25 protein-coding genes are annotated in these 23,493 nt (G+C 71.5%); 16 read left to right on the forward strand and 9 right to left on the reverse strand.

All coding sequences use genetic code 11. From position 1 onward, the window contains the following. Positions 1 to 45: 45 nt before the first annotated feature. Positions 46 to 213, forward strand: a complete 168-nt coding sequence (locus ABKA17_RS00595) for a hypothetical protein (protein WP_353689784.1) — start codon at positions 46 to 48, stop codon at positions 211 to 213. Between the two features lie 25 nt (positions 214 to 238). Here the strand turns inward: ABKA17_RS00595 and ABKA17_RS00600 are convergent, their stop codons facing one another. Further along, on the reverse strand, positions 239 to 802 hold the full coding sequence (locus ABKA17_RS00600) for a hypothetical protein (protein WP_353689785.1): 564 nt from the start codon (positions 800 to 802) through the stop codon (positions 239 to 241). A 110-nt stretch (positions 803 to 912) separates the two neighbouring features. Between ABKA17_RS00600 and tsaB the strand changes: the two genes are divergently transcribed. The 4 genes from tsaB to ABKA17_RS00620 are packed head-to-tail and all read left to right on the forward strand — an operon-like array spanning position 913 to position 3,413. After that, positions 913 to 1,569 carry a tRNA (adenosine(37)-N6)-threonylcarbamoyltransferase complex dimerization subunit type 1 TsaB gene (gene tsaB / locus ABKA17_RS00605; RefSeq protein ID WP_353689786.1) on the forward strand — a complete coding sequence of 219 codons (657 nt, stop codon included), beginning with the start codon at positions 913 to 915 and terminating at the stop codon, positions 1,567 to 1,569. Positions 1,570 to 1,586: 17 nt separating this feature from the next. Further along, positions 1,587 to 2,084: a ribosomal protein S18-alanine N-acetyltransferase gene (gene rimI, locus ABKA17_RS00610; RefSeq protein ID WP_353690735.1), complete on the forward strand. Its 498-nt coding sequence runs from the start codon at positions 1,587 to 1,589 to the stop codon at positions 2,082 to 2,084. Beyond that, positions 2,077 to 3,162, forward strand: coding sequence for a tRNA (adenosine(37)-N6)-threonylcarbamoyltransferase complex transferase subunit TsaD (gene tsaD, locus ABKA17_RS00615; RefSeq protein WP_353689787.1), 1,086 nt, complete (start codon positions 2,077 to 2,079; stop codon positions 3,160 to 3,162). The genes rimI and tsaD overlap by 8 nt, the downstream gene beginning before the upstream one ends. Beyond that, positions 3,159 to 3,413 (forward strand): hypothetical protein, encoded by a 255-nt coding sequence (locus tag ABKA17_RS00620; RefSeq protein ID WP_353689788.1) that lies wholly within the window; start codon positions 3,159 to 3,161, stop codon positions 3,411 to 3,413. Before tsaD ends, ABKA17_RS00620 begins: the two co-directional genes overlap by 4 nt. A gap of 7 nt (positions 3,414 to 3,420) precedes the next feature. On the opposite strand, the gene ABKA17_RS00625 is transcribed toward ABKA17_RS00620, so the two are convergent. From ABKA17_RS00625 to ABKA17_RS00635, 3 genes are all read right to left on the reverse strand, one after another. Then, positions 3,421 to 4,110, reverse strand: a complete 690-nt coding sequence (locus tag ABKA17_RS00625; RefSeq protein ID WP_353689789.1) for a DUF4253 domain-containing protein — start codon at positions 4,108 to 4,110, stop codon at positions 3,421 to 3,423. Between the two features lie 102 nt (positions 4,111 to 4,212). Continuing rightward, a complete protein-coding gene (locus ABKA17_RS00630; RefSeq protein ID WP_353689790.1) occupies positions 4,213 to 4,731 on the reverse strand; it encodes a hypothetical protein in 519 nt (172 codons plus the stop codon). 27 nt (positions 4,732 to 4,758) lie between these two features. Beyond that, positions 4,759 to 7,062, reverse strand: a complete 2,304-nt coding sequence (locus ABKA17_RS00635; protein ID WP_353689791.1) for a beta-xylosidase/alpha-l-arabinosidase — start codon at positions 7,060 to 7,062, stop codon at positions 4,759 to 4,761. 146 nt (positions 7,063 to 7,208) lie between these two features. On the opposite strand from ABKA17_RS00635, the gene ABKA17_RS00640 reads away from it, so the two are divergent. From ABKA17_RS00640 to ABKA17_RS00665, 6 genes are all read left to right on the forward strand, one after another. Next, entirely contained in the window at positions 7,209 to 8,279 is a 1,071-nt protein-coding gene (locus ABKA17_RS00640; RefSeq protein ID WP_353689792.1) for a LacI family DNA-binding transcriptional regulator, read from the forward strand. A gap of 82 nt (positions 8,280 to 8,361) precedes the next feature. Then, on the forward strand, positions 8,362 to 9,723 hold the full coding sequence (locus ABKA17_RS00645; RefSeq protein ID WP_353689793.1) for a glycoside hydrolase family 10 protein: 1,362 nt from the start codon (positions 8,362 to 8,364) through the stop codon (positions 9,721 to 9,723). Between the two features lie 89 nt (positions 9,724 to 9,812). Continuing rightward, complete coding sequence (locus ABKA17_RS00650; protein WP_353689794.1) at positions 9,813 to 10,850, forward strand: LCP family protein; 1,038 nt, start codon at positions 9,813 to 9,815, stop codon at positions 10,848 to 10,850. A gap of 102 nt (positions 10,851 to 10,952) precedes the next feature. Next, positions 10,953 to 12,329 carry an FG-GAP-like repeat-containing protein gene (locus tag ABKA17_RS00655; protein WP_353689795.1) on the forward strand — a complete coding sequence of 459 codons (1,377 nt, stop codon included), beginning with the start codon at positions 10,953 to 10,955 and terminating at the stop codon, positions 12,327 to 12,329. 152 nt (positions 12,330 to 12,481) lie between these two features. Next, positions 12,482 to 12,838, forward strand: coding sequence for a YciI family protein (locus ABKA17_RS00660; RefSeq protein ID WP_353689796.1), 357 nt, complete (start codon positions 12,482 to 12,484; stop codon positions 12,836 to 12,838). A gap of 79 nt (positions 12,839 to 12,917) precedes the next feature. Beyond that, entirely contained in the window at positions 12,918 to 14,174 is a 1,257-nt protein-coding gene (locus ABKA17_RS00665; protein WP_353689797.1) for an RNA polymerase sigma factor, read from the forward strand. Here the strand turns inward: ABKA17_RS00665 and ABKA17_RS00670 are convergent. Next, positions 14,166 to 15,341: a THUMP-like domain-containing protein gene (locus ABKA17_RS00670; RefSeq protein WP_353689798.1), complete on the reverse strand. Its 1,176-nt coding sequence runs from the start codon at positions 15,339 to 15,341 to the stop codon at positions 14,166 to 14,168. The two genes, ABKA17_RS00665 and ABKA17_RS00670, sit on opposite strands and share 9 nt — an antisense overlap. Positions 15,342 to 15,431: 90 nt before the next feature. Here ABKA17_RS00670 and ABKA17_RS00675 point away from each other — a divergent pair, with 90 nt between their 5' ends. The 4 genes from ABKA17_RS00675 to groL all read left to right on the forward strand — a co-directional run bounded on the left by ABKA17_RS00675 (position 15,432) and on the right by groL (position 19,450). Next, positions 15,432 to 16,355, forward strand: a complete 924-nt coding sequence (locus ABKA17_RS00675; protein ID WP_353689799.1) for a polysaccharide deacetylase family protein — start codon at positions 15,432 to 15,434, stop codon at positions 16,353 to 16,355. Beyond that, on the forward strand, positions 16,352 to 17,158 hold the full coding sequence (locus ABKA17_RS00680; RefSeq protein ID WP_353689800.1) for a polysaccharide deacetylase family protein: 807 nt from the start codon (positions 16,352 to 16,354) through the stop codon (positions 17,156 to 17,158). Before ABKA17_RS00675 ends, ABKA17_RS00680 begins: the two co-directional genes overlap by 4 nt. Positions 17,159 to 17,395: 237 nt before the next feature. Beyond that, complete coding sequence (groES, locus tag ABKA17_RS00685) at positions 17,396 to 17,704, forward strand: co-chaperone GroES (RefSeq protein WP_171145943.1); 309 nt, start codon at positions 17,396 to 17,398, stop codon at positions 17,702 to 17,704. A gap of 117 nt (positions 17,705 to 17,821) precedes the next feature. Further along, positions 17,822 to 19,450, forward strand: coding sequence for a chaperonin GroEL (gene groL / locus ABKA17_RS00690; RefSeq protein WP_353689801.1), 1,629 nt, complete (start codon positions 17,822 to 17,824; stop codon positions 19,448 to 19,450). Positions 19,451 to 19,528: 78 nt separating this feature from the next. Here groL and ABKA17_RS00695 read toward each other — a convergent pair whose 3' ends face one another. The 3 genes from ABKA17_RS00695 to ABKA17_RS00705 all read right to left on the reverse strand — a co-directional run bounded on the left by ABKA17_RS00695 (position 19,529) and on the right by ABKA17_RS00705 (position 21,866). After that, complete coding sequence (locus ABKA17_RS00695; protein ID WP_353689802.1) at positions 19,529 to 20,236, reverse strand: ester cyclase; 708 nt, start codon at positions 20,234 to 20,236, stop codon at positions 19,529 to 19,531. Between the two features lie 101 nt (positions 20,237 to 20,337). Beyond that, positions 20,338 to 21,111 (reverse strand): SDR family NAD(P)-dependent oxidoreductase, encoded by a 774-nt coding sequence (locus tag ABKA17_RS00700; RefSeq protein ID WP_353689803.1) that lies wholly within the window; start codon positions 21,109 to 21,111, stop codon positions 20,338 to 20,340. 86 nt (positions 21,112 to 21,197) lie between these two features. Beyond that, a complete protein-coding gene (locus tag ABKA17_RS00705) occupies positions 21,198 to 21,866 on the reverse strand; it encodes an MOSC domain-containing protein (protein WP_353689804.1) in 669 nt (222 codons plus the stop codon). An 81-nt stretch (positions 21,867 to 21,947) separates the two neighbouring features. Between ABKA17_RS00705 and ABKA17_RS00710 the strand changes: the two genes are divergently transcribed. After that, entirely contained in the window at positions 21,948 to 22,853 is a 906-nt protein-coding gene (locus ABKA17_RS00710) for a LysR family transcriptional regulator (protein ID WP_353689805.1), read from the forward strand. Between the two features lie 39 nt (positions 22,854 to 22,892). Here the strand turns inward: ABKA17_RS00710 and ABKA17_RS00715 are convergent, their stop codons facing one another. Beyond that, complete coding sequence (locus ABKA17_RS00715; RefSeq protein ID WP_046261616.1) at positions 22,893 to 23,222, reverse strand: WhiB family transcriptional regulator; 330 nt, start codon at positions 23,220 to 23,222, stop codon at positions 22,893 to 22,895. Between the last annotated feature and the right edge of the window lie 271 nt (positions 23,223 to 23,493).

A 23,493-nucleotide genomic window follows, 5' to 3' on the forward strand; every position in this document is an offset into this window, starting at 1 on the left:
TAGGTCTACCTAACTACGTCCGCCCCCGGTCCTCAGGAGGCGTCCATGCCGGCCACGGAACGAGACGAGTCGGTGCCGCGCGCGGTGTCCGCGGTGCCCATGCGTGACCTGCTGGCGGCCTGTGCCGCCGCGAACGCGATCTCCACACCGCCGCGCGTTCCCGACCGGGAAGCGGTACGGCCGCCTGTGACCGGACACCGCGAAGCGGCATAGGGAACCGCCGCTTCGCCCGGCCCGCTCAGCGGATCACGATCACCTTGTGGCCGATCGTCGCGAAGTCCCACATCGCGTCGCCGTCCGCGCGGGACTCCCGGATGCCGCCGGTGCGGGCGGCGGGCGCCGCTGGGGTGGCCGCCGGGGTCGAGCCTTCGACGGCCGCGCTGAAGCCGATGGTCACGCCGTCGACACCGGCGAAGCGGACGACGTGCTCGATGGGGATGCCGTCGGTGCCGGTGACCGAGTTCGAGCGGGACGTGACGAAGTAGGTGCCCGGGGCCGGGTCCACCGTGCCCGGGGTGACCTGGAAGGTCCGCCGGACCCTGTCGTCCGCGCCGACCAGCCAGACCCGGTCGTCGTCCACCGAATACACGACCCGTTCACCCTTTCCGGAACCCGGGGGCAGCGCGGCGGGGTGCTTCGTGTCGCGCGGCGCCTTCGAGACGACGGCCGCGGGCTCCCCGCTCAGCCGTGACGTGCCGAGCGAGGCCGGGACGGTGGCGGAGGCCTGGTAGGCGAGGACCCCGACCGTCACGAGCGCGGCCGCGGTGAGCCCCGAAACGATCCCGGCGCTGGTGCTTGGCACGGTTCGTCCACCTTGTTGTCGTACGGGTGTGATTCTCCGCGACGTTAGCAGTCGGCGGCGGCCCGACCGGGGCGGCGATGTGCGCGGCGTGGGAGCCGTAGGCTGTTTGCGTGCTCTTGCTCGCTCTGGATACCGCCACCCCCGCCGTGACCGTCGCGCTGCACGACGGCGCGGACGTCGTCGCCTCCTCGAGCCAGGTGGACGCGCGCCGGCACGGTGAGCTGCTGCTGCCGGCCGTCGACCGCGTCCTCGCCGAGGCCGGGCTCCGACTCGACGCCGTCACCGGCATCGTCGTAGGGACCGGGCCCGGCCCCTACACCGGACTGCGCGTCGGTCTGATGACCGCCGACACCTTCGGGCTCGCCCTCGGCGTCCCCGTGCACGGTGTGTGCACGCTGGACGGGCTCGCCTTCGCCGCCGACATCGACCAGGGCCCCTTCGTCGTGGCGACCGACGCGCGACGCAAGGAGGTCTACTGGGCGCGCTACGCCGACTCCCGTACGCGGCTGACCGACCCGGCCGTCGACCGGCCCGCCGACATCGCCGAGCAGGTCGCGGGGCTGCCCGCGGTGGGCGCGGGCGCGCTGCTCTACCCCGACACCTTCCCGAACGCGCACGAGCCCGAGCACGTCTCGGCGGCCGCGCTGGCCTCGCTCGCCGCCGAACGGCTGGCGGCGGGCGTGGAACTGCCCGCCCCGCGGCCGATGTACCTGCGCCGGCCCGACGCCCAGGTGCCGAAGAACTACAAGGTGGTCACCCCCAAGTGACTGCCGTGCTGCGCGAGATGCGCTGGTGGGACATCGACGCCGTACTGGCGCTGGAGAAGGACCTCTTCCCCGAGGACGCCTGGTCGCGGGGCATGTTCTGGTCCGAGCTGGCCCATGCGCGCGGTGCCGCGGCCACCCGGCGCTATGTCGTCGCCGAGGACGGCGAGCGGCTCGTCGGGTACGCCGGGCTCGCCGCGTCCGGGGACCTCGCCGACGTGCAGACCATCGCCGTCGCCCGCGACCACTGGGGCACCGGGCTCGGCGGGGTGCTGCTGACCGAACTGCTGCGGGCGGCCACCGCCTTCGAGTGCGCCGAAGTGATGCTGGAGTGCCGGATCGACAACGTCCGCGCACAGAGGCTGTACGAGCGGTACGGCTTCGAGGCGATCGGCTTCCGGCGCGGCTACTACCAGCCGGGGAACGTGGACGCCCTGGTGATGCGACTCAACACCCAGTCCGACAGCGGCTCCGCCGCGGGACCGACCTCCGAACAAGGAACCGAGATCAATGGCTGACGAACCTCTGGTCCTGGGGATCGAGACCTCCTGCGACGAGACCGGCGTCGGCATCGTCCGGGGCACCACCCTGCTCGCGGACGCGATCGCCTCCAGCGTCGACGAGCACGCCCGTTTCGGCGGGGTCGTGCCCGAGGTCGCCTCGCGGGCGCACCTGGAGGCGATGGTGCCCACCATCGACCGCGCGCTGAAGGAGGCGGGGGTGAGCGCGCGGGACCTCGACGGGATCGCGGTGACCGCCGGTCCCGGTCTCGCGGGCGCCCTGCTGGTCGGCGTCTCCGCCGCCAAGGCGTACGCCTACGCGCTCGGCAAGCCGCTCTACGGCGTCAACCACCTCGCCTCCCACATCTGTGTGGACCAGTTGGAGCACGGGGCGCTGCCCGAGCCGACGATGGCCCTGCTGGTGTCCGGGGGCCACTCCTCCCTGCTGCTGTCCAGCGACATCACCTCCGATGTGCGGCCCATGGGCGCGACCATCGACGACGCGGCCGGCGAGGCCTTCGACAAGATCGCGCGCGTGCTGAACCTCGGTTTCCCGGGCGGCCCGGTCATCGACCGGTACGCGAAGGAGGGCGACCCGAGTGCGATCGCCTTCCCGCGTGGCCTGACGGGCCCGCGCGACCCCGCGTACGACTTCTCCTTCTCCGGGCTGAAGACGGCCGTGGCCCGCTGGATCGAGGCCAGGCGGGCGGCGGGGGAGGAGGTGCCGGTGCGGGACGTGGCGGCGTCCTTCCAGGAGGCGGTCGTGGACGTGCTGACCCGCAAGGCCGTGCGGGCCTGCAAGGACGAGGGCGTCGACCACCTGATGATCGGCGGCGGTGTGGCCGCCAACTCCCGGCTGCGGGTGCTCGCCCAGGAGCGGTGCGAGGCGGCGGGGATCCGGCTGAGGGTGCCGCGGCCCAAGCTGTGCACCGACAACGGGGCGATGGTGGCGGCCCTGGGCGCCGAGATGGTCGCCCGCAACCGGCCCGCCTCCAGCTGGGACCTGTCCGCCGACTCCTCCCTGCCGGTGACCGACCCGCACGTTCCCGGACACGACCATGTGCACGAGGTCAGCAAGGAGAACCTGTACTCGTGACGGTCGCGCTGATGTGGGAGGCCCGGGCGGTCGACGGCGGGGGCGCTGACCTTCTCGCCTGGGCGCGGGAACAGCGGCTCACGCCCGAGCCTCTGCGCCGGGAGACCTTCCGGGCGCCGCAGGACCGGGTGCTGGTCATCACGTGGTGGGAAGCGGCACTCGACGCCGAGCTGCCCGAACTTCCGGAACCGGACGACGAGTTGGTGACCCGGGCCGTGCATCGGTGGCGGTTCGAGTCGGTGGCGGACTGACGCGGACTCAGTCCCACCAGAAGTACCAACGTCGCTGGGTCAGCAGTTCCGGCGGGTAGGTGTTCTCCCAGTCGTCGAAGTTGTTGTGGAAGACGTCGGGGCAGGCCAGATAGTGCTCGCCGGCCAGGACGTGGGCCTCGTGGAGGTCTTTCGGGGGTATCGCGGCCGAGACGAACAGGCCGCCGTGCACGAAGGCCACCACCCGGGCGCCGAAGCGGTCCTCCCAGGAGCGGAGCAGTGCCGTCAGCGCGTCATCGGTGCCCGGCCAGTGGAGGGCGGCCGGCGCGTCGGAGCCTCGCTCCACCTCGACCAGAGCCAGACAGCGGGCCCAGTTCTCGCGTACGACGCCGGTGGCGACCTCCGCCGCGCACGCACCCGGGTCGAGCCCCGTCGCGGCCGGTGCGGCCAGGCCCGGCCACTCCGGGAAGCTCGGCCAGGAGCCGGGCCTCCACAGGTCGCGGAGGTACGCGGCGGCGTCGACCGGGTCGTCCCCGCCGACGTTGAACCCGGAGAAGTCCTCGCAGTACTCGAGGAGTACGGGATACAGGCCGGTCCTGGCCCGCTCGGCGTACAGGCGGCGCCACCAGTCGTCCGCGTCCGGGACGGGGCCGTCGCTCATCCACACCAGCCGGCCGGAGCGGCCGTACGACTCGACGATCCTGCCCGGCGGCAGGGACTGCGGGAGGGTTGCTTCCATGGCCGGAATCTAGGCGGCGCCACTGACAACGGGGCACGGCCTGGGATCCGACAGGGTCCCGGCAGCCGGCAGCCGGCCGTGACGCCGCGCGGGGCGCCCGGACTACGCCGGTGCGGTCCTTCGAGCCGTTCCCTGCGAGGTTCTGCCGGGGGAGTACGACAGCTTCCACGGCGCGTTCTGGTCGTGGCCCCGCCACAGCACCCTGCCGTGCTTGCGCTCCCAGTCGACGGCCAGCCAGGCCTGGCCCGACCAGGCGAGCGCCGACCACAGCGGGAGGAGGGCGACCCAGGGCTCCCAGGCGAGGGCGAGGGCGAAGCTCGGGACCAGCATGACGATGAAGAGCCACCAGTTGAGCGGGTGGCGGCGCAGGGAGACGCCGGTCGGCGCCTCCTCCAGCGGGACCGCGGCCTCGAAGTCCCGTATCTCGCCGACCCACTTGAGCCGGGTCGCCCCGAGCAGGGTGTACACCACCGTGAAGGCGAGCATGGCCATGAGGAACCAGCCCAGCCCGAAGGCCGTCAGCGGGGCGCCGCGCACGCCGCTCGTCGCCGTCACGGAGATGGCGAGAGCGGCCAGCGCGGTGTACACCGATCTCAGTTCGTGGTGGACATAACGGTCCATGGTGAGCCTCCCCCAGTCACGGAGGGGTCAGGCCGGTCCCGACACCTCCGTCTCACAGCGCAGTACACGGTCGGGGCCCAGCACCCTTACCGGTCCCGTGAGTTCGAGCCGGGCCGTGTGCCGTACGTCCGCGCTGGACGCCGCCAACCGCAGCTCCAGAATGCCCGGTTCGACGACCCGGCGGCGTGAACGATCTGTGAAGGCTGACAGGTCCGTGTGGAAGCGGAAGGACACGCGGGCCGCTTCCCCGGGCGCCAGCTCCACGCGCCGGTAACCGATCAGGCGCATGTCGGGTCGGGTCACCGAGGCCACCGGGTCGTGCAGATACAGCTGGACGACCTCGGCGCCCGCCCGCTCCCCGGTGTTGCGGACGGTCACCGCCATGTCGTACGAGCCGTCCGTGCCGATCTCCGCGCCCGTGGACTGCGACTCCCACGCGAACGTCGTGTACGCGCGCCCGTGCCCGAACGGGTACAGCGGCGTCGGGTCCAGGTTGCTGACCTCGCCCGCGAGCCCCAGGGGCGGCTGGAGGTAGGTCCAGGGCTGGCCGCCGGGCACCTGCGGGACGCTCACCGGGAGGCGGCCCGAGGGGTTGACGCGGCCCGACAGCACTCCCGCGACCGCCGGGCCGCCCTCCTCGCCGGGGAAGAACGCCTGGACCGCGGCGGCGAGCCGGCCGTTCCAGCGGCCCAGCGCGTACGGTCGGCCGGTCAGCAGGACCAGGACGACGGGGACGCCGGTGGCGACCAGGGTGTCCAGCAACTCGCCCTGCACTCCGGGCAGTCGCAGGTCCGTCACATCGCAGCCCTCGCCCGAGGTGCCCCGCCCGAACAGACCCGCCCGGTCGCCCAGGACGGCCACGCACACATCCGCCTCGGCGGTGCGCGCCACCGCCTCCTCGAAGCCGGACCGGTCGGGGTCGGAGGTGTCGCAGCCGGCCGCGAACGTCACCTTGGCGTCCGGAAGTTCGGTGCGCAGCGCCTCCAGGACGGTCGGGATCTCGACGCCCATCGGCACGTCCGGGTGGTGGGTCAGGACGTGCGAGGGGAAGGAGTAGCACCCCAGCATCGCCAGCGCGTCCGCCGCCCTCGGACCCACAACGGCGATCCGCAGGTCGGGGGAGAGCGGCAGGACGCCGTCCGGGTTGTCCAGCAGGACCACGGACTCCTCGGCCAGCCGGCGGGCCAGGGCGCGGTTCGCCGTGGAGTCCAGGTCGATCCGGCCGGTCGGCTCGGGGCTCCAGTCCTCGTCGAGCAGGCCCAGCTCGCACTTCTGCACGAGGACCCGGCGGGCCGCGCGGTCGATCAGCTCCTCGGGGACCTCGCCCGCCCGTACGGCTTCCAGGAGCGGTCTGCCGTAGCACTTCAGGGTGGGCAGTTCGACGTCGAGGCCCGCCGCGAGCGCCGCGTGGGCCGCCTCCGCCTCGGTGCCGGCGACCCGGTGCTGGGACTGGAGGAAGCCGACGCCGAAGTAGTCCGCGACCACCGTGCCGGTGAAGCCCCAGCTCTCCCGCAGGAGTTCGGTGAGCAGTCCCGGGTCCGCCGAGGCCGGGACACCGTCCGTCTCGTTGTACGCCGCCATCACCGAGCGCGCCCCGCCCTCGCGCAGTGCCATCTCGAACGGCGGCAGCGTCACGTCGGCGAGCTCCCGGACGCCCGCCCGCACCGGGGCGTGGTTGCGGGCGCCGGCCGAGGAGGCGTACCCGGCGAAGTGCTTGAGGGTGGCGACGATCCCGGTCGACTCCAGCCCCCGGACATAGGCGGCGCCGACCGTGCCGACCAGGTACGGGTCCTCGCCGATGGTCTCCTCGACCCGGCCCCAGCGCGGGTCGCGGACGACGTCCAGGACCGGCGCGAGACCCTGGTGGACGCCGACCGAGCGCAGGTCGCGGCCGATGTGCCGGGCCATCTCCTCGACGAGCGCCGGGTCGAAGCTAGCGCCCCAGGCGAGGGGGACCGGGTAGGCGGTGGCCTGCCAGGCGGTGAAGCCCGCCAGGCACTCCTCGTGGGCGAGCGCCGGGATGCCGAAGCGGCCCGCCGCGGCGATACGGCGCTGGGCGCGGGCCAGTGCCTGCGCGCCCAGCGCCGGGTCCACGGGCGCGGTGCCGAACGGGCGGGTCAGCTGGCCGAGGCCCTGGGTGATCAGCTCGTCCCACTCGTAGTCGGCCGTCATCTGGCTCTGGAGCGGCGCGACTCCGTCGCCGTCCGTCTCGGCGCCCACCCACACGCCGTACAGCTGGGCGGTCTTCTCCGCGAGGGTCATCCGGGAGAGGAGGTCGTCGACGCGGGTGGCGGCGGGCAGGGCGGGGTCACGCCAGGGGGCGGTGGTCATGAAACTCCTGTCAGGGTGAGAGCCCTCACGAATGTCCCTAATCGAATGTCCCTAACGAATGTTTCGATATGCATGTCGAATGTTTTGGGAACCTAGGCGGGCCGGAAGGGTTCGTCAAGAGGTCGTGCAGGGATACGATCGCCGCCATGACACCCCCGGAGCCCGCTGAATCCCGGGCGACAGCCCCAGCAACCGGCCGTTCGTCGCAGACCGCGACGCTCGCCGAGATCGCCCGCGAGGCCGGCGTCTCGGCGCCGACTGTTTCGAAGGTGCTGAACGGCCGCGCCGACGTCGCCCCGGCGACCCGTACCCGCGTGGAGGAACTGCTGCGCGCCCACGGCTACCGCCGACGGCGGGCCGAGGCGAGCCGTTCGCCCCTGATCGACCTGGTCTTCCACGAACTGGAGAGCGCCTGGGCGATGGAGGTCATCCGGGGCGTGGAGAACGTCGCCCGGGACGCCGGACTGAGCGTCGTGCTCAGCGAGAGCGCGGGGCGGCTCACACCCGGGCGCACCTGGGCCGACCAGGTCGCCGCCCGCCGCCCGCACGGCGTGATCCTCGTGCTGTCCGGGCTCGACGAGTCCCAGCGCGCCCTGCTCACCAGCCGCTCCATCCCGTTCGTCGTCATGGACCCGGCCGGCGACCCGGGCGCCGACGTGCCCTCCATCGGCGCCACCAACTGGCAGGGCGGACTCGCCGCCACCCGGCACCTCGTCGACCTCGGGCACACCCGGATCGGCGCGATCAGCGGGCCCTCCCGGATGATGTGCAGCCGCGCCCGCATCGACGGCTACCGGGCGGCCCTGGAGACCGCCGGGCTGCCGGTCGACCCGGCGCTGATCAAGAACGGCGACTTCCATCACGAGGCCGGCTACCGCCAGGGCCTGGACCTGCTGCGCCGCCCGGACCGGCCGACCGCCGTCTTCGCCGGGAACGACCTCCAGGCGCTCGGGCTGTACGAGGCGGCGCGCGAGCTGGGACTGCGGATCCCGGAGGACCTGAGCGTGGTCGGGTTCGACGACCTGCCGGTCGCGCCGTGGGTGGGGCCGCCGCTGACGACCGTACGGCAGCCGCTCACCGAGATGGCCGAGGCGGCGGCCCGGCTGGTGCTCGATCTGGCACGTGAGGAGGGGTCTCCGGCGGCCACCCGGGTGGAGCTGGCGACGAGTCTGGTGGTGCGCAGCAGTACGGCCGGGCCGCCGTTGGCCGGAAGTTGACGTATTGACGGGTGGGGGTGTCACCTCCACACTCCTCCGAAGTCAATCGGCTGCACGACCGAAACTTTCGGAGGCACCCGCAATGAGATCCTCCAGATCGTCGTTCCGTGTACGTCTCGCCGCTCTGCTGTCCGGAGCGGCCACCGTCGCCGCCCTCCTGACGGCCGGTGCGACCACCGCCCAGGCCGCCGACACCCCCCTGCGCGACCTCGCCGCAGCCAAGGGCAAGGCCATGGGTACGGCGGTCACCGGCTCCAAGCTGACCGGGACCTACGGCGACCTCGCCGGGGCTCAGTTCAACTGGCTGACCCCCGGCAACGCCATGAAGTGGGGCTCGGTCGAGCCGACCCGGGGCAGCTACAACTGGGCGGAGGCGGACCAGATCGTCGCCTTCGCCGAGGCCCACGACCAGGACGTGCGCGGCCACACCCTGGTCTGGCACAGCCAGAACCCCAGCTGGCTGACGAACGGCACCTGGACCGCGGCCCAGCTGAGCACGCTGATGAACGACCACATCGCGCTGGAGGTGGGCCGCTACAAGGGCCGCCTCGCCGCCTGGGACGTCGTGAACGAGCCGTTCAACGAGGACGGCACCTACCGCCAGACCCTCTGGTACAACGGCCTCGGCTCCGGCTACATCGCCCAGGCACTCACCGCCGCCCGCGCCGCCGACCCGGCCGCCAAGCTGTACATCAACGACTACAACGTCGAGGGCGTCAACGCGAAGAGCACGGCGCTCTACAACCTGGTCAAGTCCCTGAAGGAACAAGGGGTTCCCATCGACGGGGTCGGCCTCCAGGCCCACCTCATCCTCGGCCAGGTGCCGTCCACGCTCCAGCAGAACATCCAGCGCTTCGCCGACCTCGGCGTCGACGTGGCGATCACCGAGCTGGACATCCGGATGAACCTGCCGGCGGACAGCGCCAAGCTCACCCAGCAGGCCGCCGACTACAAGGCCGTCATGAACGCCTGCGTCGCCGTCACCCGCTGCACCGGCGTCACCGTCTGGGGCTTCACCGACTCCGACTCCTGGATCCCGAGCACCTTCCCGGGACAGGGCGCGGCGACGCCGTACGACGAGAACTACGCGCCGAAACCGGCGTACCACGCGATCGCCGAGGCGCTCGGCGGTACGACCACCCCGCCGACCGGGGCCTGCGCCGCGAGCTACAGCGTGACCAGCCAGTGGAACACCGGCTTCACCGGCCAGGTGAAGATCGCCTGCTCGGGCGCCGCGCTGTCGTCCTGGAAGGTGAACTGGATGTACGGGGCGGGCCAGCAGATCACCCAGGCCTGGAACGCCACGTGCACCCAGTCGGGCGCGGCGGTCAGCTGTGCCAACGCCTCCTACAACGGGACCGTCCCGGACGGCGGCTCGGTGACCTTCGGGTTCAACGCGTCGTGGAGCGGGAGCAACCCGGTGCCGAGCGTGACGCTGGGCTGAGAAGTCGGAGATTTCCGAAGATGAGATTTTCCGAAGAAAAGAGGCCTGAGCATCGCTCCCTGTAATAATTCGGACTTACGTTCCTCTCTGTGACCGGAGACGACGAGGGCAGACGAGTGGGCCGGCGGTCGAGAGTGCTGAAGACCGCCGGCCTCACACTCGCCGGTGTGCTGATCGCGGGTGCCGCGACCGCGGGCTGGGCCTACTGGCATCTGAACGACAACATCAAGAGCGTCGACATCAACAGCGCGCTCGGTGACGACCGCCCCGCGAAGGTGGTGACGACCCCGTCCCCCTCGGCGTCGGAGACCCTCCTGCCGACCGAGGCCCTGAACATCCTCGTGCTGGGCTCCGACTCGCGCAGCGGCAAGGAGAACCAGGAACTCGGCGGCGGCGACAGCTCCGGGGCCCGGTCCGACACGGCGATGGTCGTGCACATCGACGCCGGCCGCACCGAGGCGACGGTGGTGAGCATCCCGCGCGACACCCTGGTCACGCGTCCGTCCTGCCCGCTGGATGACGGGGGTTCCACGGCGGTGGCGTACAACGCGATGTTCAACAGCGCGTACTCCGTCGGCGGTCCCGTCTGCGCGGTCAAGACCGTCGAGTCGATCACGAACGTCCGCATGGACCACTACATCGAGATCGACTTCTCCGGCTTCGCGAAGCTCGTCGACGCGCTCGGCGGGGTCACGGTCACCACCGACGAGGACATCGACGACTCCAGCAGCCATCTGACCCTGAAGGCCGGCACCCATCACCTCGACGGCAAGCAGGCCCTCGCGCTCGCCCGCACCCGGCATGGCATAGGCGACGGCAGCGACCTCGGCCGAATAGGCCTCCAGCAGAAGCTGGTGAAGGCACTGCTGGAACAGATCTCCTCGACCGACCTGCTGACCAGCCCCACCAAGCTCTACAAGGTCGCCGACGCGGTCACCGGCAGCCTCACCACCGACACCGGTCTGGACTCGCTGAGCGAGCTGATGAGCCTCGGGCAGAGCCTGAAGGGGCTGTCGGCGGACCGGATGAAGACGGTGACGATGCCGGTGGTGACGGCCCCCTCCGACGCCAACCGGGTGGTCGCGGACGAGCCGGAGGCGAGCGAGCTCTGGAAGTCGCTGCGCTGACGGCGCCGCGCCTGCAACCCCACGGTGAGGTGGCCCTACAACCCCACGGTGAGGTGGCGAGTCTTGTGCGGTGACCGTGTCGCCGCGATGAGAGGGTCGCCTGTGTTCTCCCTTCGTACGTACGGCCGTTGGGCGGTTCCGCTGGCCGCGGGCCTCCTCTCCCTGGGCGCCCTGCCCACCGCCGCCGAGGCCGCCCCGGCCCCCGCCCCCGTCCGTGACGACTTCGACGGCGACGGCTACCAGGACCTCGCCGTCGGCGCCCCGAACGCCACGGTGGGCGGCCAGAGCGGCGCGGGCTACGTCGTCGTCATGTACGGCGGCCCGCACGGCCTGACCAAGGACCGGCGGACGGTCATCAGCCGCGCCACCGGCGGCGTCCCCGGCAGCCCCGCCAAGGGCGAGAAGTTCGGCGTCCAGCTGGCCAAGGGCGACCTGGACGGCGACGGGCGCACGGACCTGGTCGTGGGGCACGTCTCCGTGGTGAAGGACGCGGTGGTCCTCTGGGGCGGCCGGAGCGGGCTGTCCGGTGCGGTGTCCGTGCCCGCGTCGAGCACCCAGGCCGGCGACTTCGACGGGGACGGGCACACCGACCTCGCCCTCTTCAAGGGCGGCCGCGCCCAGGGCGACGACCCCTACGGCACCACCCCCACGGTCTGGACCGGCCCGCTCTCCCGCGCCGGGAAACCGGCCGCCACGAAGGCCTTCGGCCCCGACGACCTGCGGTACCACGACGTGTGGGACGGCGCGGTCGGGGACGTGAACGGCGACGGCCGCGACGACCTCGCGCTCACCGTCTACGTCGGCGACGGCGGCTACGGCTCGGCCTTCTACCTCGGCTCCGCCTCCGGGGCGGCCTTCACCTCCGCCACCGCCCCCGCCGGAACCGGCGGTGTCGCCCTCGGGGACGTCAACGGCGACGGCTACGACGACATCGTCCGGGGCCTGCCGGAGGAGTCGAGGATCGTGGTGGGCCTCGGCTCCGCCGCCGGCGTCGGCGCGGGCCGGACGTACAGCCAGGACACCCCCGGCGTCCCCGGCGCATGGGAGGACGTGGACCGCTTCGGAGCCGCGGTGGCCGTCGACGACGTCAACGGCGACGGCTTCGCCGACGTGGCCGTCGGAGCGCCCGGCGAGGAACTGGGCTACGACGACGGCGCGGGCACCGTGGACGTCCTGTACGGCGCCCGCACCGGCCTCACCGGCACGGGCGCCCAGGGCTTCACCCAGAACACGGCCGGCGTCCCCGGTGCCGCGGAGGCGGGCGACGGCTTCGGCGCCGCCGTCCAGCTCCTCGACACCAACGGCAACGGCTACGCCGACCTGGCAGCCGCCGCCCCGGGGGAGGACTCCGGCGCCGGTGCGGTGTGGTCCCTGCGGGGACGGCCGACCGGGATCGTGACGGACGCCGCGTTCGTCTTCGGCGGGAGGACGGTCGGGGCGCCGTACGCCAAGGCCAGGTTCGGGGCGGAGCTCGACTAGGGGCAGGGTGTCGACCTGCGAAAACTCCGCCATGACGCTGCCGTAGAAAAATCTTCGGGAAATTTCGGCGTGCGTGTCGATCCGGGTGTCTCCCGTTCGACGCATGGTGTGAGAGGCCGGAAAGACCCGGCCCCCCGACCAGAGGAGTCACCATGCCCCGCTACCTCTCCCTCGTGCAGATCGACGAGTCCACCGCCCCCGCCGAGGGCCCGAGCGCCGAGCTGATGCAGCGCATGGGTGAGCTGATCGAGGAGATGACCAAGGCCGGGGTCCTGCTCGACACCGCCGGGCTCACGCCCTCCGCGCAGGGCACCCGGGTGCACTGGAGCGGTGGCCGGACCTCTGTCACCGACGGGCCGTTCACGGAGTCCAAGGAGGTCGTCGGGGGGTACGCGATCGTGCAGTGCAAGGACATGGCCGAGGCCGTCGAGTGGACCAAGCGGTTCCTGCACGTGCACGAGGAGCACTGGACGGTGACCTGCGAGGTGCGGGAGATCGCGGAGGGCTGAGCGGGGCGGACCGGGGCTGAGTGGGGCCGAGTGGGGTCCTCCTTGGCCGTACGGGGCGAGGGGTGTTGCATGGGGGGCTGTGAGCCCACAGTCCTCCGGCGACCCCCGCCACGCCATCGAGACCGTCTTCCGTATCGAGTCCCCGCGCGTGGTGGCCGCCGTCGCCCGTGTCGTCCGTGACGTCGGCATCGCCGAGGAGCTGGCCCAGGACGCCCTGGTCGCGGCCCTGGAGCAGTGGCCGCGCGACGGCGTCCCCGACAACCCGGGCGCCTGGCTCGTGACCATCGCCCGGCGCCGCGCCGTCGACCTGGTCCGGCGCCGGGAGAACTACGCCCGCAAGCTCCAGGAGATCGGCCGCAGCCTGGAGACGACGGTCCCGCCCGAGGAACCCGCCGACCCGGACGACATCGACGACGACCTGCTCCGCCTGGTCTTCACCACCTGTCACCCGGTGCTGTCCGCCGAGGCCCGCGTCGCCCTCACCCTGCGGCTGCTCGGCGGCCTCACCACGGCCGAGATCGCCCGCGCCTTCCTGGTCCCGGAGCCCACCATCGCCCAGCGCGTCGTCCGCGCCAAACGCACCCTCGCGACGAAGAACGTCGACTTCGAGGTGCCCTACGGCCCCGAGCGCGAGGCCCGCCTGAGCGACGTCCTCGACGTCATCTACCTGATCTTCAACGAGGGTTACGCCGCCACGGCCGGCGACGATTGGCTGCGCCCCGGTCTCTGCGAGGACGCCCTCCGCCTGGCCCGCGTCCTGACCGCGCTGATGCCGAAGGAGCCGGAAGTGCACGCCCTGGCCTCGCTCCTGGAGTTCCAGGCCTCCCGCACCGCCGCCCGCACCGGCCCCGCCGGCGAACCCGTCCTCCTGGAGGACCAGAACCGCCGCCGCTGGAACCGCATGCTCATCGCCCGCGGCATCAAGGCCCTCGCCCGCGCCGACGCCACCCGCACCGGCGCCCCCGGCCCGTACGCCCTCCAGGCCGCCATCGCCGCCTGCCACGCGCACGCCTACACCTACGAGGAGACCGACTGGCCGAGCATCGCGACCCTGTACGGCTTCCTCGCCGCCCGCGCCCCCTCCCCGGTCGTCGAACTCAACCGCGCGGTCGCCGTGTCGAGGGCCGAGGGGCCGGGCCCGGCCTTGGCGATCGTCGACTCCCTCACCGACGAACCGGCCCTGCGGGACTACCACTTGCTCCCCAGCGTCCGGGGCGACCTCCTCGCTCGCCTCGGACGTACGGCGGAGGCACGCGCGGAGTTCGAGCGGGCGGCGGGGCTGGCGCGGAACGGTCGGGAGCGGGAGCTGCTGGAGGCGAGGCTGCGGTCACTGTAGGCGCGCGGGGGCGCCGATCAGCATGGTCGGGGCCCCGGCGACCCGGGTCAGGAACACGGTCGCCGAGTTCGGACCCTGCGACTTCGGCAGCGCCTTGCGCCGCAGCTCCTCCGGCTCCACGGCCGACCCACGCTTCTTCACGGTCAGGATCCCGACCTCCCGCTCCCGCAGGAGCGCCTTCAACTTCTTGACGTTGAAGGGGAGTCGGTCGGTGATCTCGTAGGCCGTGGCGTACGGGGTCGGGCGGAGTTCGTCGGCGGTGACGTACGCGATGGTCTCGTCGAGGAGGCCGCCGTCGAGCTCCTCGGCCACCTCGGCGACCAGGTGGGCGCGGATGACGGCGCCGTCGGGCTCGTACAAGTACCGCCCCACAGGCCGGACTCGAGGGTCGGGGAGGCCGCGGCCGAGCAGGGTGCGCGGGCCCGGCAGCAGGGTCGCCCGGACGGCGCCCGGTGCCGTCCCGAACCACAGCACCGCCTCCTTGACGTCACCGCCGTCCGAGATCCACTCGGCCTCGGCCTCGGCGGGGACGGTGTCGTGCGGGATGCCGGGGGCGATCTTCAGTGCGGCGTGCGGCGCCTTGCGGGCGGTGTCGATCGCCCAGGACAGGGGTGGGGAGTAGGCCTCGGGGTCGAAGATCCGCCCACGGCCACCGCGCCGGGCCGGGTCGACGAACACGGCGTCGTAGGGGGCGACGTCCACGTCCGTGACATCCGCCTCCCGCACCTCGATCAGGTCGGCGAGGCCCAGCGCGTCGGCGTTCGCCCGGGCCGCGGCGGCGGTGAGCGGGTCGTGGTCCACGGCGAGCACCCTGATCCCGGCCCGCGCCAGCGCGATCGCGTCGCCCCCGATGCCGCTGCACAGGTCGGCGACGGAGGAGATGCCGAGCTCCCTCATCCGCCCGGCCCGGTAGGCGGCCACGCTCGCCCGCGTCGACTGCTCCACCCCGTTCGGCGTGAAGAACATCCGCCCCGCGTCCTCGGCCCCGAACTTGGCCGCCGCCCGCTGCCGCAGCCGGGCCTGGCCGAGCGCGGCCGACACCAGCTCGGCGGGGTGCTCGCGGCGCAGCCGGGTGGCGACGGCGAGTTCGTCGGCGGGGGCGGTGTCGCGCACGTCGTCGAGGAGGGCGCGGCCCTCGGGGGTGAGGAGGGGGGCGAGGTCGTTCACCGGGACATTGTGGGCCAGTCGGTGGATGGTCCGCCTCCGGCGGCGGTGTCGGTCCGGGGTCAGGGCGGTGACCTGCGAGGATCCGGCGCCATGGGATCAGTAGTACAAAATGATAAAAGCCGCTCTTTTGGGGTGTCGGTGTCCCGGATCCGTGGCGGCCTCGCCGTGCTCGCCGTCGCCGCGATCGCCTCGGGCTGCACCCCGAGCGACGGCCCGGCGGTCCGCCCCGCCCCCGGCCAGCAGCCGCTGAAGGCCGCTCCGGCCAGGGCCCTGGACTCGTACGCCACCAAGCTCCGCGCCTCCGCACGGATCGCGAAACGCTGGGGTCTGGCTCGTGTCCCGCTGGCGCCCCCGGCGCCGCCCGCGAAGAAGCCGCGGATCACCACTCGCAAGGGCTTCGAGGTGGACGGCCACGAGGAGAAGGGCCTGCCGCCGGTCTTCACCACGATCCCGACCCGCGACAAGGTCGTCTTCCTCACCATCGACGACGGCGCCGAGAAGGACCCGGCGTTCCTGCGGATGATGAGCGAGCTGAAGATCCCGTACACCGCCTTCCTCAGCGACTACCTGGTCAAGGAGGACTACGGCTACTTCAAGCGGATGCGGGACGCGGGCGTCGGACTCAACAACCACACGCTCCACCACCCCTACCTGCCAGGACTGTCGTACGCCCGCCAGAAGCGGGAGATCTGCGGCATGCAGGACGTCATCGAGAAGCGCTACGGCAAGCGGCCGCTGCTGTTCCGCCCGCCCTTCGGCAACTACAACGAGGACACGCTGCGCGCCGCGAAGTCCTGCGGGGTGAAGTACGCGCCGATCTGGAACGAGGAGGTCTTCGTCGACCGCTGGGACTACCGGGAGTGGGACCGGAAGATCCGCCCGGGTGACATCGTGCTGAGTCACTTCCGCGGCCGGGAGGAGTGGAAGGGCACGATGCCGGACATGATCCGCCGCTTCCTGAACAAGATCACGGCCGAGGGGTACGCGGTGGCCCGGCTGGAGGACTACCTGTGAGGTCCCGGCGTGCGGCGGCCGCGGCTTTGACGGCCCTGCTGCTCACCGGTTGCGCGCAGTCCGCCGCCGGCCCCGTCGCACGGGTCGGCGAGCGGGCCCCGCAAGGCGTGCGCCCGCTGTCCGGCTCGGCCGCGGGCGAGCCGCCGTACGCCCGCTGGGGGCTGCGCGCCCCCCTCGCCCCGGCCCCGCGTCCGGCCGCCCGCCCGGTACTGAAGGGCACCCCGCTGCCGGTGCTCTCCCGCGTCCCGACCCGCGACAAGGTCGTCTTCCTGACCTACGACGACGGCGCCGAACAGGACGAACGCTTCGTCGACCTGGTCCGCGAACTGCGGCTGCCGGTCAGCATGTTCCTCACGGACAGCGTGGTCGGCCCCGGCTACGGCCACTTCGCGCGCCTGCGCTCGGTCGGCGCGTCCATCCAGAACCACACCCTCGACCACCCCGCCCTGCGCGGCCTGCCCTACGCCGGCCAGCGCGCCGAGATCTGCGGCCAGCAGGACAAACTGAAGTCCCGCTTCGGTATCCGCCCCCACCTCCTGCGCCCGCCCTACGGCACCTACGACCCCACGACCCTCCGCGCGGCGACCGACTGCGGCCTCTCCGCGGTCGTCCTGTGGCGCGCGTCCATGGAGGACGGGCGGCTGACGTATCCGCGGGGGCGGCGCCACCTGGGCCCCGGCGACATCGTCTCCGTGGCCTCCCTGGAGACCACGGGCCTCACCCTGGTGGGCCGCACGACACGGCTGCTGCGGGAGATCCAGCGGGCGGGACTGACGGTGGGGCGGCTGGAGGACTACGTCTAGGGACTGTCTAGGAGGCCCGTTTCCGGCCCGCCGGACCCGGAAATCCTCGTGCCGCGCCGCACGGCATTAGCAGTCCGCTTGACCGAGTGCTAATCACGGTCATAGTCTCGGGTCTGGCACTCCCCCCTGGAGAGTGCCAATAGCGACGGGCAGGTCCGGCACCCGCGACGACGGATCCACCTGGTCGCCACCTCAGACAGTTAACCCCGTGAGATCTCCGAAGGGGGAGGTCGGATCGTGACGACCACCAGCTCCAAGGTTGCCATCAAGCCGCTCGAGGACCGCATCGTGGTCCAGCCGCTCGACGCCGAGCAGACCACCGCCTCTGGCCTGGTCATTCCGGACACCGCGAAGGAGAAGCCCCAGGAGGGCGTCGTCCTCGCCGTGGGTCCGGGCCGCTTCGAGGACGGCAACCGTCTTCCGCTCGACGTCGCCGTCGGCGACATCGTGCTGTACAGCAAGTACGGCGGCACCGAGGTGAAGTACAACGGCGAGGAGTACCTCGTCCTCTCGGCTCGCGACGTGCTCGCGATCATCGAGAAGTAAGTCACCTCAAGCACATTGCTTGTGAGCTGCGCCCCGGGCCCCCGCCACCTTATGAAGCCGGGCGTCTGGGGCGCAGTTCGTTTCACCCACATTTTCCGAGAGGGCTGAACCGCTCCCATGGCGAAGATCCTGAAGTTCGACGAGGACGCCCGTCGCGCCCTCGAGCGCGGCGTCAACAAGCTTGCCGACACGGTCAAGGTGACGATCGGCCCCAAGGGTCGCAACGTCGTCATCGACAAGAAGTTCGGCGCGCCCACCATCACCAACGACGGTGTCACGATCGCCCGTGAGGTCGAGCTCGACGACCCGTACGAGAACCTCGGCGCTCAGCTGGTGAAGGAGGTGGCGACCAAGACCAACGACATCGCGGGTGACGGCACCACCACCGCCACCGTGCTCGCCCAGGCGCTGGTCCGCGAGGGCCTGAAGAACGTCGCCGCGGGTGCCTCCCCGGCGCTGCTGAAGAAGGGCATCGACGCGGCCGTCGCCGCCGTCTCCGAGGACCTTCTCGCCACCGCCCGTCCGATCGACGACAAGGCGGACATCGCCGCCGTCGCCGCGCTGTCCGCGCAGGACTCGCAGGTCGGCGAGCTCATCGCCGAGGCGATGGACAAGGTCGGCAAGGACGGTGTCATCACCGTCGAGGAGTCCAACACCTTCGGCCTGGAGCTCGACTTCACCGAGGGCATGGCCTTCGACAAGGGCTACCTGTCGCCGTACTTCGTGACGGACCAGGAGCGTATGGAGGCCGTCCTCGACGACCCGTACATCCTGATCAACCAGGGCAAGATCTCCTCGATCCAGGACCTGCTCCCGCTCCTCGAGAAGGTCATCCAGGGCGGTGCCTCCAAGCCGCTGCTGATCATCGCCGAGGACGTCGAGGGCGAGGCCCTCTCCACCCTGGTCGTCAACAAGATCCGCGGCACCTTCAACGCGGTCGCGGTCAAGGCCCCCGGCTTCGGTGACCGCCGCAAGGCGATGCTGCAGGACCTCGCGGTCCTCACCGGCGCCACGGTCATCTCCGAGGAGGTCGGCCTCAAGCTCGACCAGGCCGGTCTGGACGTGCTGGGCTCCGCCCGCCGCGTGACCATCACCAAGGACGACACCACGGTCGTCGACGGTGCCGGTGACTCCGCGGACGTCACGGGCCGCGTCGCCCAGATCAAGGCCGAGATCGAGAACACGGACTCCGACTGGGACCGCGAGAAGCTCCAGGAGCGCCTCGCGAAGCTGGCCGGCGGCGTGTGCGTGATCAAGGTCGGCGCCGCCACCGAGGTGGAGCTGAAGGAGAAGAAGCACCGTCTGGAGGACGCCATCTCCGCGACCCGCGCCGCGGTCGAGGAGGGCATCGTCTCCGGTGGTGGCTCCGCTCTGGTCCACGCCGCCAAGGTTCTCGAGGGCGGTCTGGGCAAGACCGGCGACGAGGCCACCGGTGTCGCCGTCGTCCGCAAGGCCGTCGTCGAGCCGCTGCGCTGGATCGCCGAGAACGCGGGCCTCGAGGGTTACGTCATCACCTCGAAGGTCGCCGAGCTCGACAAGGGCCAGGGCTTCAACGCCGCCACCGGCGAGTACGGCGACCTGGTCAAGGCCGGCGTCATCGACCCGGTCAAGGTCACCCGCTCCGCCCTGGAGAACGCCGCCTCCATCGCCTCCCTCCTCCTGACGACCGAGACCCTCGTCGTCGAGAAGAAGGAAGAGGAGCCGGCCGAGGCGGGTCACAGCCACGGCCACGGCCACTCCCACTGAGCTCAGTAGCTCGTAGCTCGTAGAAGGCCCGGCACCCCGAGAGGGTGCCGGGCCTTCGCCGTTTTTTGCTCCGCGGTCCTACTGCTCCAGCGCGTCCAGCGCACCCAGCTGCGCCATCAGCCCGAGCCGGTCGTACTGCCACCAGCCCTCGGCGATCTTCCCGTCGGCCGTGCACCGGTGGATGGTGGTCCCGGTCATGGACGCCCGCTTGCCACTGGCCGGGATCCCCATGAAGTCGCCGACATGCGTCCCGTTCCAGGTCCACCGGGTGCACACCCGGTCGCCCTGGGCGATCTGCTCATGGACGGTGAACCCGAAGTCGAACCCGGCCCGCCACGTCTCGATCTCCTCGCGCACCGCGTCGAGCCCCATCACGTCCTGATCGTTGGCGGGATCGTGGTCGTGGTAGTCCGCGTCGAGCAGATCACCGAGCGCCGACAGCTCCCCGCTCCCGGCCAGCGTCTCGAAGAACCGCCGAGCGGTGGTCGAGTAGAGCTGCTCGTCCCGCACCACGTCCAGATCGGTGAAGGTCGGCATCTCGTCGCACAGGGCGACCATCTCCTGGAAGATCTTGTCGGTCTCCGGCAGATTCGAGTTCCGCATCGCGTCCTCGTACGACGGGAACTCCACGATCTCGATGAAGTGCGACGCGTCCGACCGGTCCTTCCCGACGATGTCGTGCGTCGCGGTCCGCTTCCCCTTGGTCTGCTCGACCCACCTGTCCATCAACCGGTTCATCTCGTCGAACCGGCTGGTCCTGCAATCGATGAGCTGTACGAAGGTCATGGCGCCGCCTCCGGTCCAGTCCCCCCGGGGTCCGGTAGTACGGCACCATTCTCCTCCCGACAGGGGTCGATGCGCACAGCGCGGCCCGGGGGAGCGGAGCCCTACTGCGGCCCGTACTTCCGCCCCGTCCGGGAGGAGATCCCCCCGAGCATCCCCCGCGGCACCACCTTCGCCATGCCCATCAGCGCCTTGTAGCGGGGGTCCGGGATCGACAACGACTTCCCGCGCGCGAGATCGTTCAGCGCGGCCGCCACCAGCTTGTCGGCGTCCAGCCACATCCAGCCGGGGATGTTGTCCGTGCCCATCCCGGCCCGCTCGTGGAACTCGGTCCGCACGAACCCCGGGCACAGCGCCATCAGCCGGACCCCGCTGCCCGCCAGATCCCGCGCCGCGCCCTGCGTGAACTGCACGACCCACGCCTTGGAGGCGCCGTACGTGCCGCGCGGGACGAAGGCCGCCACCGAGGCGACGTTGACGACACCGCCGCGGCCCCGCTCCCGCATCCCCTCCGTCGCCGCCGACGTCAGCCGGAGCACCGCCTCGCAGTGCACCTTGAGCATCTTCAGCTCATCGGCCATGGAGACGTCGAGATAGCGGCCCTTGTTGCCGAAGCCGGCGTTGTTGACCAGCAGGTCGACCGGGTTCCTGCGGTCGGCGAGACGGGTGGCCACCGACTCGATCCCGGAGTCCTCCGCGAGGTCCGCGGTGAGGACCTCGGCCTCGATGCCGTGCCGGTCGTGCAGCTCGGTGGCCTGTTCGCGCAGCCGCTTGGTGTCGCGGGCCACCAGGACGAGGTTGTGGCCGTCGGCGGCCAGGCGCCGTGCGAACGCGGCACCGATGCCCGCGGTCGATCCCGTAATCAATGCCGTTGTCATGGCGCAAGGTTAATGACCCGGACCAGGCACGTCCGCTTGCCGTCGGCGTCCTCGGCCACGCCCTGTGCACCTTCTGTGAACAGGCCTCAGGCGCCGTACTTCGCCACGTACTTCCGGGCGTCCGCCAGCACCTCCGGGTGCAGCGCCTCCCCGGCCGCCAACAGCCTTGGCAGCAACGTCCGTTCGGTCGTTGCCGCGCGGAACTGAAGGGCCACCGTCACCTCGTGGTCCGGACGGTGGACGACCTCGATCGGGTCGTCCGCGCGGATCTCACCCGGCGAGATCACCCGCAGATACGCACCCGGCGCGCCCCGCTCCGTGAACCGCTTCACCCAGCGCTTCTCGCCCAAGTGGCCCTGGAACGTCGCACAGGGGATACGACCGCACGTCACCTCCAGCACCACCTCGCCGCCGATCCGCCAGCGCTCGCCGATCAACGCGCCCGACACGTCCAGGCCGTGCGTCGTGAGGTTCTCGCCGAAGCCGCCGTTCGCCAGCGGCCGGCCCAACTCGCCCTCCCAGGCGTCCAGATCCTCGCGCGCCATCGCGTACACCGCCTGGTCGTCACCGCCGTGGTGCTGGAGCTTGCACACCGCGTCCCCGGCCAGCCCGCTCCCGGCGCTGCCCTTCGGACCGGGTGCCGCCACCCGGACGGGCCCTTCCACCGGCCGCTTGTCGATGCCGGTGACACCCTCCGGGTTGTCGGTGTACGGCACGGCCCGCGCTTGGCCGAGGTTGACAGAGAGAAGCTTCATGGACGGCACGGTAGGCGGTCGGTCATCAAAGCCGCTACGCATTATTCGGCACCATGTCAAAGGTTGCCTTATCCTCGAAGCGTGATCGAAGCCCGCCACCTCCGCGTCCTGCGCACCGTCGCCACCACCGGCTCCTTCTCCGCCGCCGGACGCGAACTGGGCTGCACCCAGCCCGCCGTGAGCCAGCAGATGAAAGCCCTGGAGGCGTCCGTCGGCACCCCGCTGATCGTCCGCAGCGGGCGCGAGATGCGGCTGACCCAGGCGGGGGAGGCGCTGGTGCGGCACGCCACCGGGATCCTCGCGGGGCTCACCGCCGCCGAGGAGGAGGTCGCCGCCATCGCCGGACTGCGGGCCGGCCGGGTGCGGCTGGTGTCGTTCCCCAGCGGCAGCTCCACTCTCGTACCCACCGCACTTGCCGCCCTGCGCGCCGCGCACCCCGGCACCCGCGTCTCCCTTGAGGAGGCCGAACCCCCGCAGTCCGTCGAGATGCTGCGGCAAGGTGACTGCGACATCGCGCTCGCCTTCCGGTACGAAGGCGCGGCGGGCGGCGGCGACGAGTGGGACGACCTCGTCGTACGCCCGCTGCTGCGCGACCGGCTCGTCGCGCTGGTGCCCGAGCGGCACCGGCTCGCGGCGGCCGGGTCGGTCGCCATCGGGGAGCTCGCAGGCGAGCCCTGGATCGCCGGATGCCCGCGCTGCCGGGGGCAGTTGGTCGAGGTGTGCGAGGGCGCCGGCTTCACGCCCCGCATCGACTTCGCGACCGACGACTACCCGGCCGTGGTGGGACTGGTCGGCGCCGGACTGGGAGTGGCCGTGCTGCCCCAGCTCGCCATCGAGTCGGTACGGCCCCGAGGCGCGCGCACCGTCACGCTGGAACCGGCCGTGCGCCGGGAGATCGTCGCGCTGACGCTGCCCGACCTCGCCCAAGTGCCCGCGGTGGTGGCGACCCTGGACCGGCTCGGCGACGCGGCGGGGCGCAAACAATAAGGGCACGCGTGCGCGTGCCCTTATTGCAGAAACGTTCCTTCAGTTGTTCGAGACGGCATGTCCGCCGACCGACGACGCGGTCACCAGTCTGTTGCGGGCCCGTCCCATGAGTTCCTCGCGCTCGTCCTCGGTCAATCCGCCCCACACGCCGTACGGCTCCCTCACCGCCAGCGCGTGTGCCGCGCACTGCGCGCGCACCGGGCATCTCATGCAGACCTCCTTGGCCGAGTTCTCGCGAGCGCTCCGGGCCGCTCCCCGCTCGCCCTCCGGATGAAAGAAGAGCGAGCTGTCCACCCCGCGACAGGCGGCCAGAAGCTGCCAGTCCCACAGGTCCGCGTTCGGTCCGGGAAGGCGGGAGAAATCTGCCATTGCGTGACCCCTTGTAGCCGTTCTGTGGCGGATACGGTGTCTACGACCGTACATCTGCGATCTAAGGAGATGAAAATATGACTCATTGCGAATCTAGCCTCAGACACCAGTAAATGGGAAGAAATAGAGCTAAATGGGGCACTGGTTGTGATGAAACGTTGTGGGTCCGTCGTGCATGTCTGCACCGTGTCCGCACCCTCACGTAGAGTGCCGAAGACGGCGCACGGCCCCGTAACTCTTTCGAGTGACCGTCGTTGAGAGTGCGGAGGCG

Origin of the sequence: Streptomyces sp. RG80 (genome assembly GCF_040446465.1) — a bacterium.
Classification (GTDB): domain Bacteria; phylum Actinomycetota; class Actinomycetes; order Streptomycetales; family Streptomycetaceae; genus Streptomyces.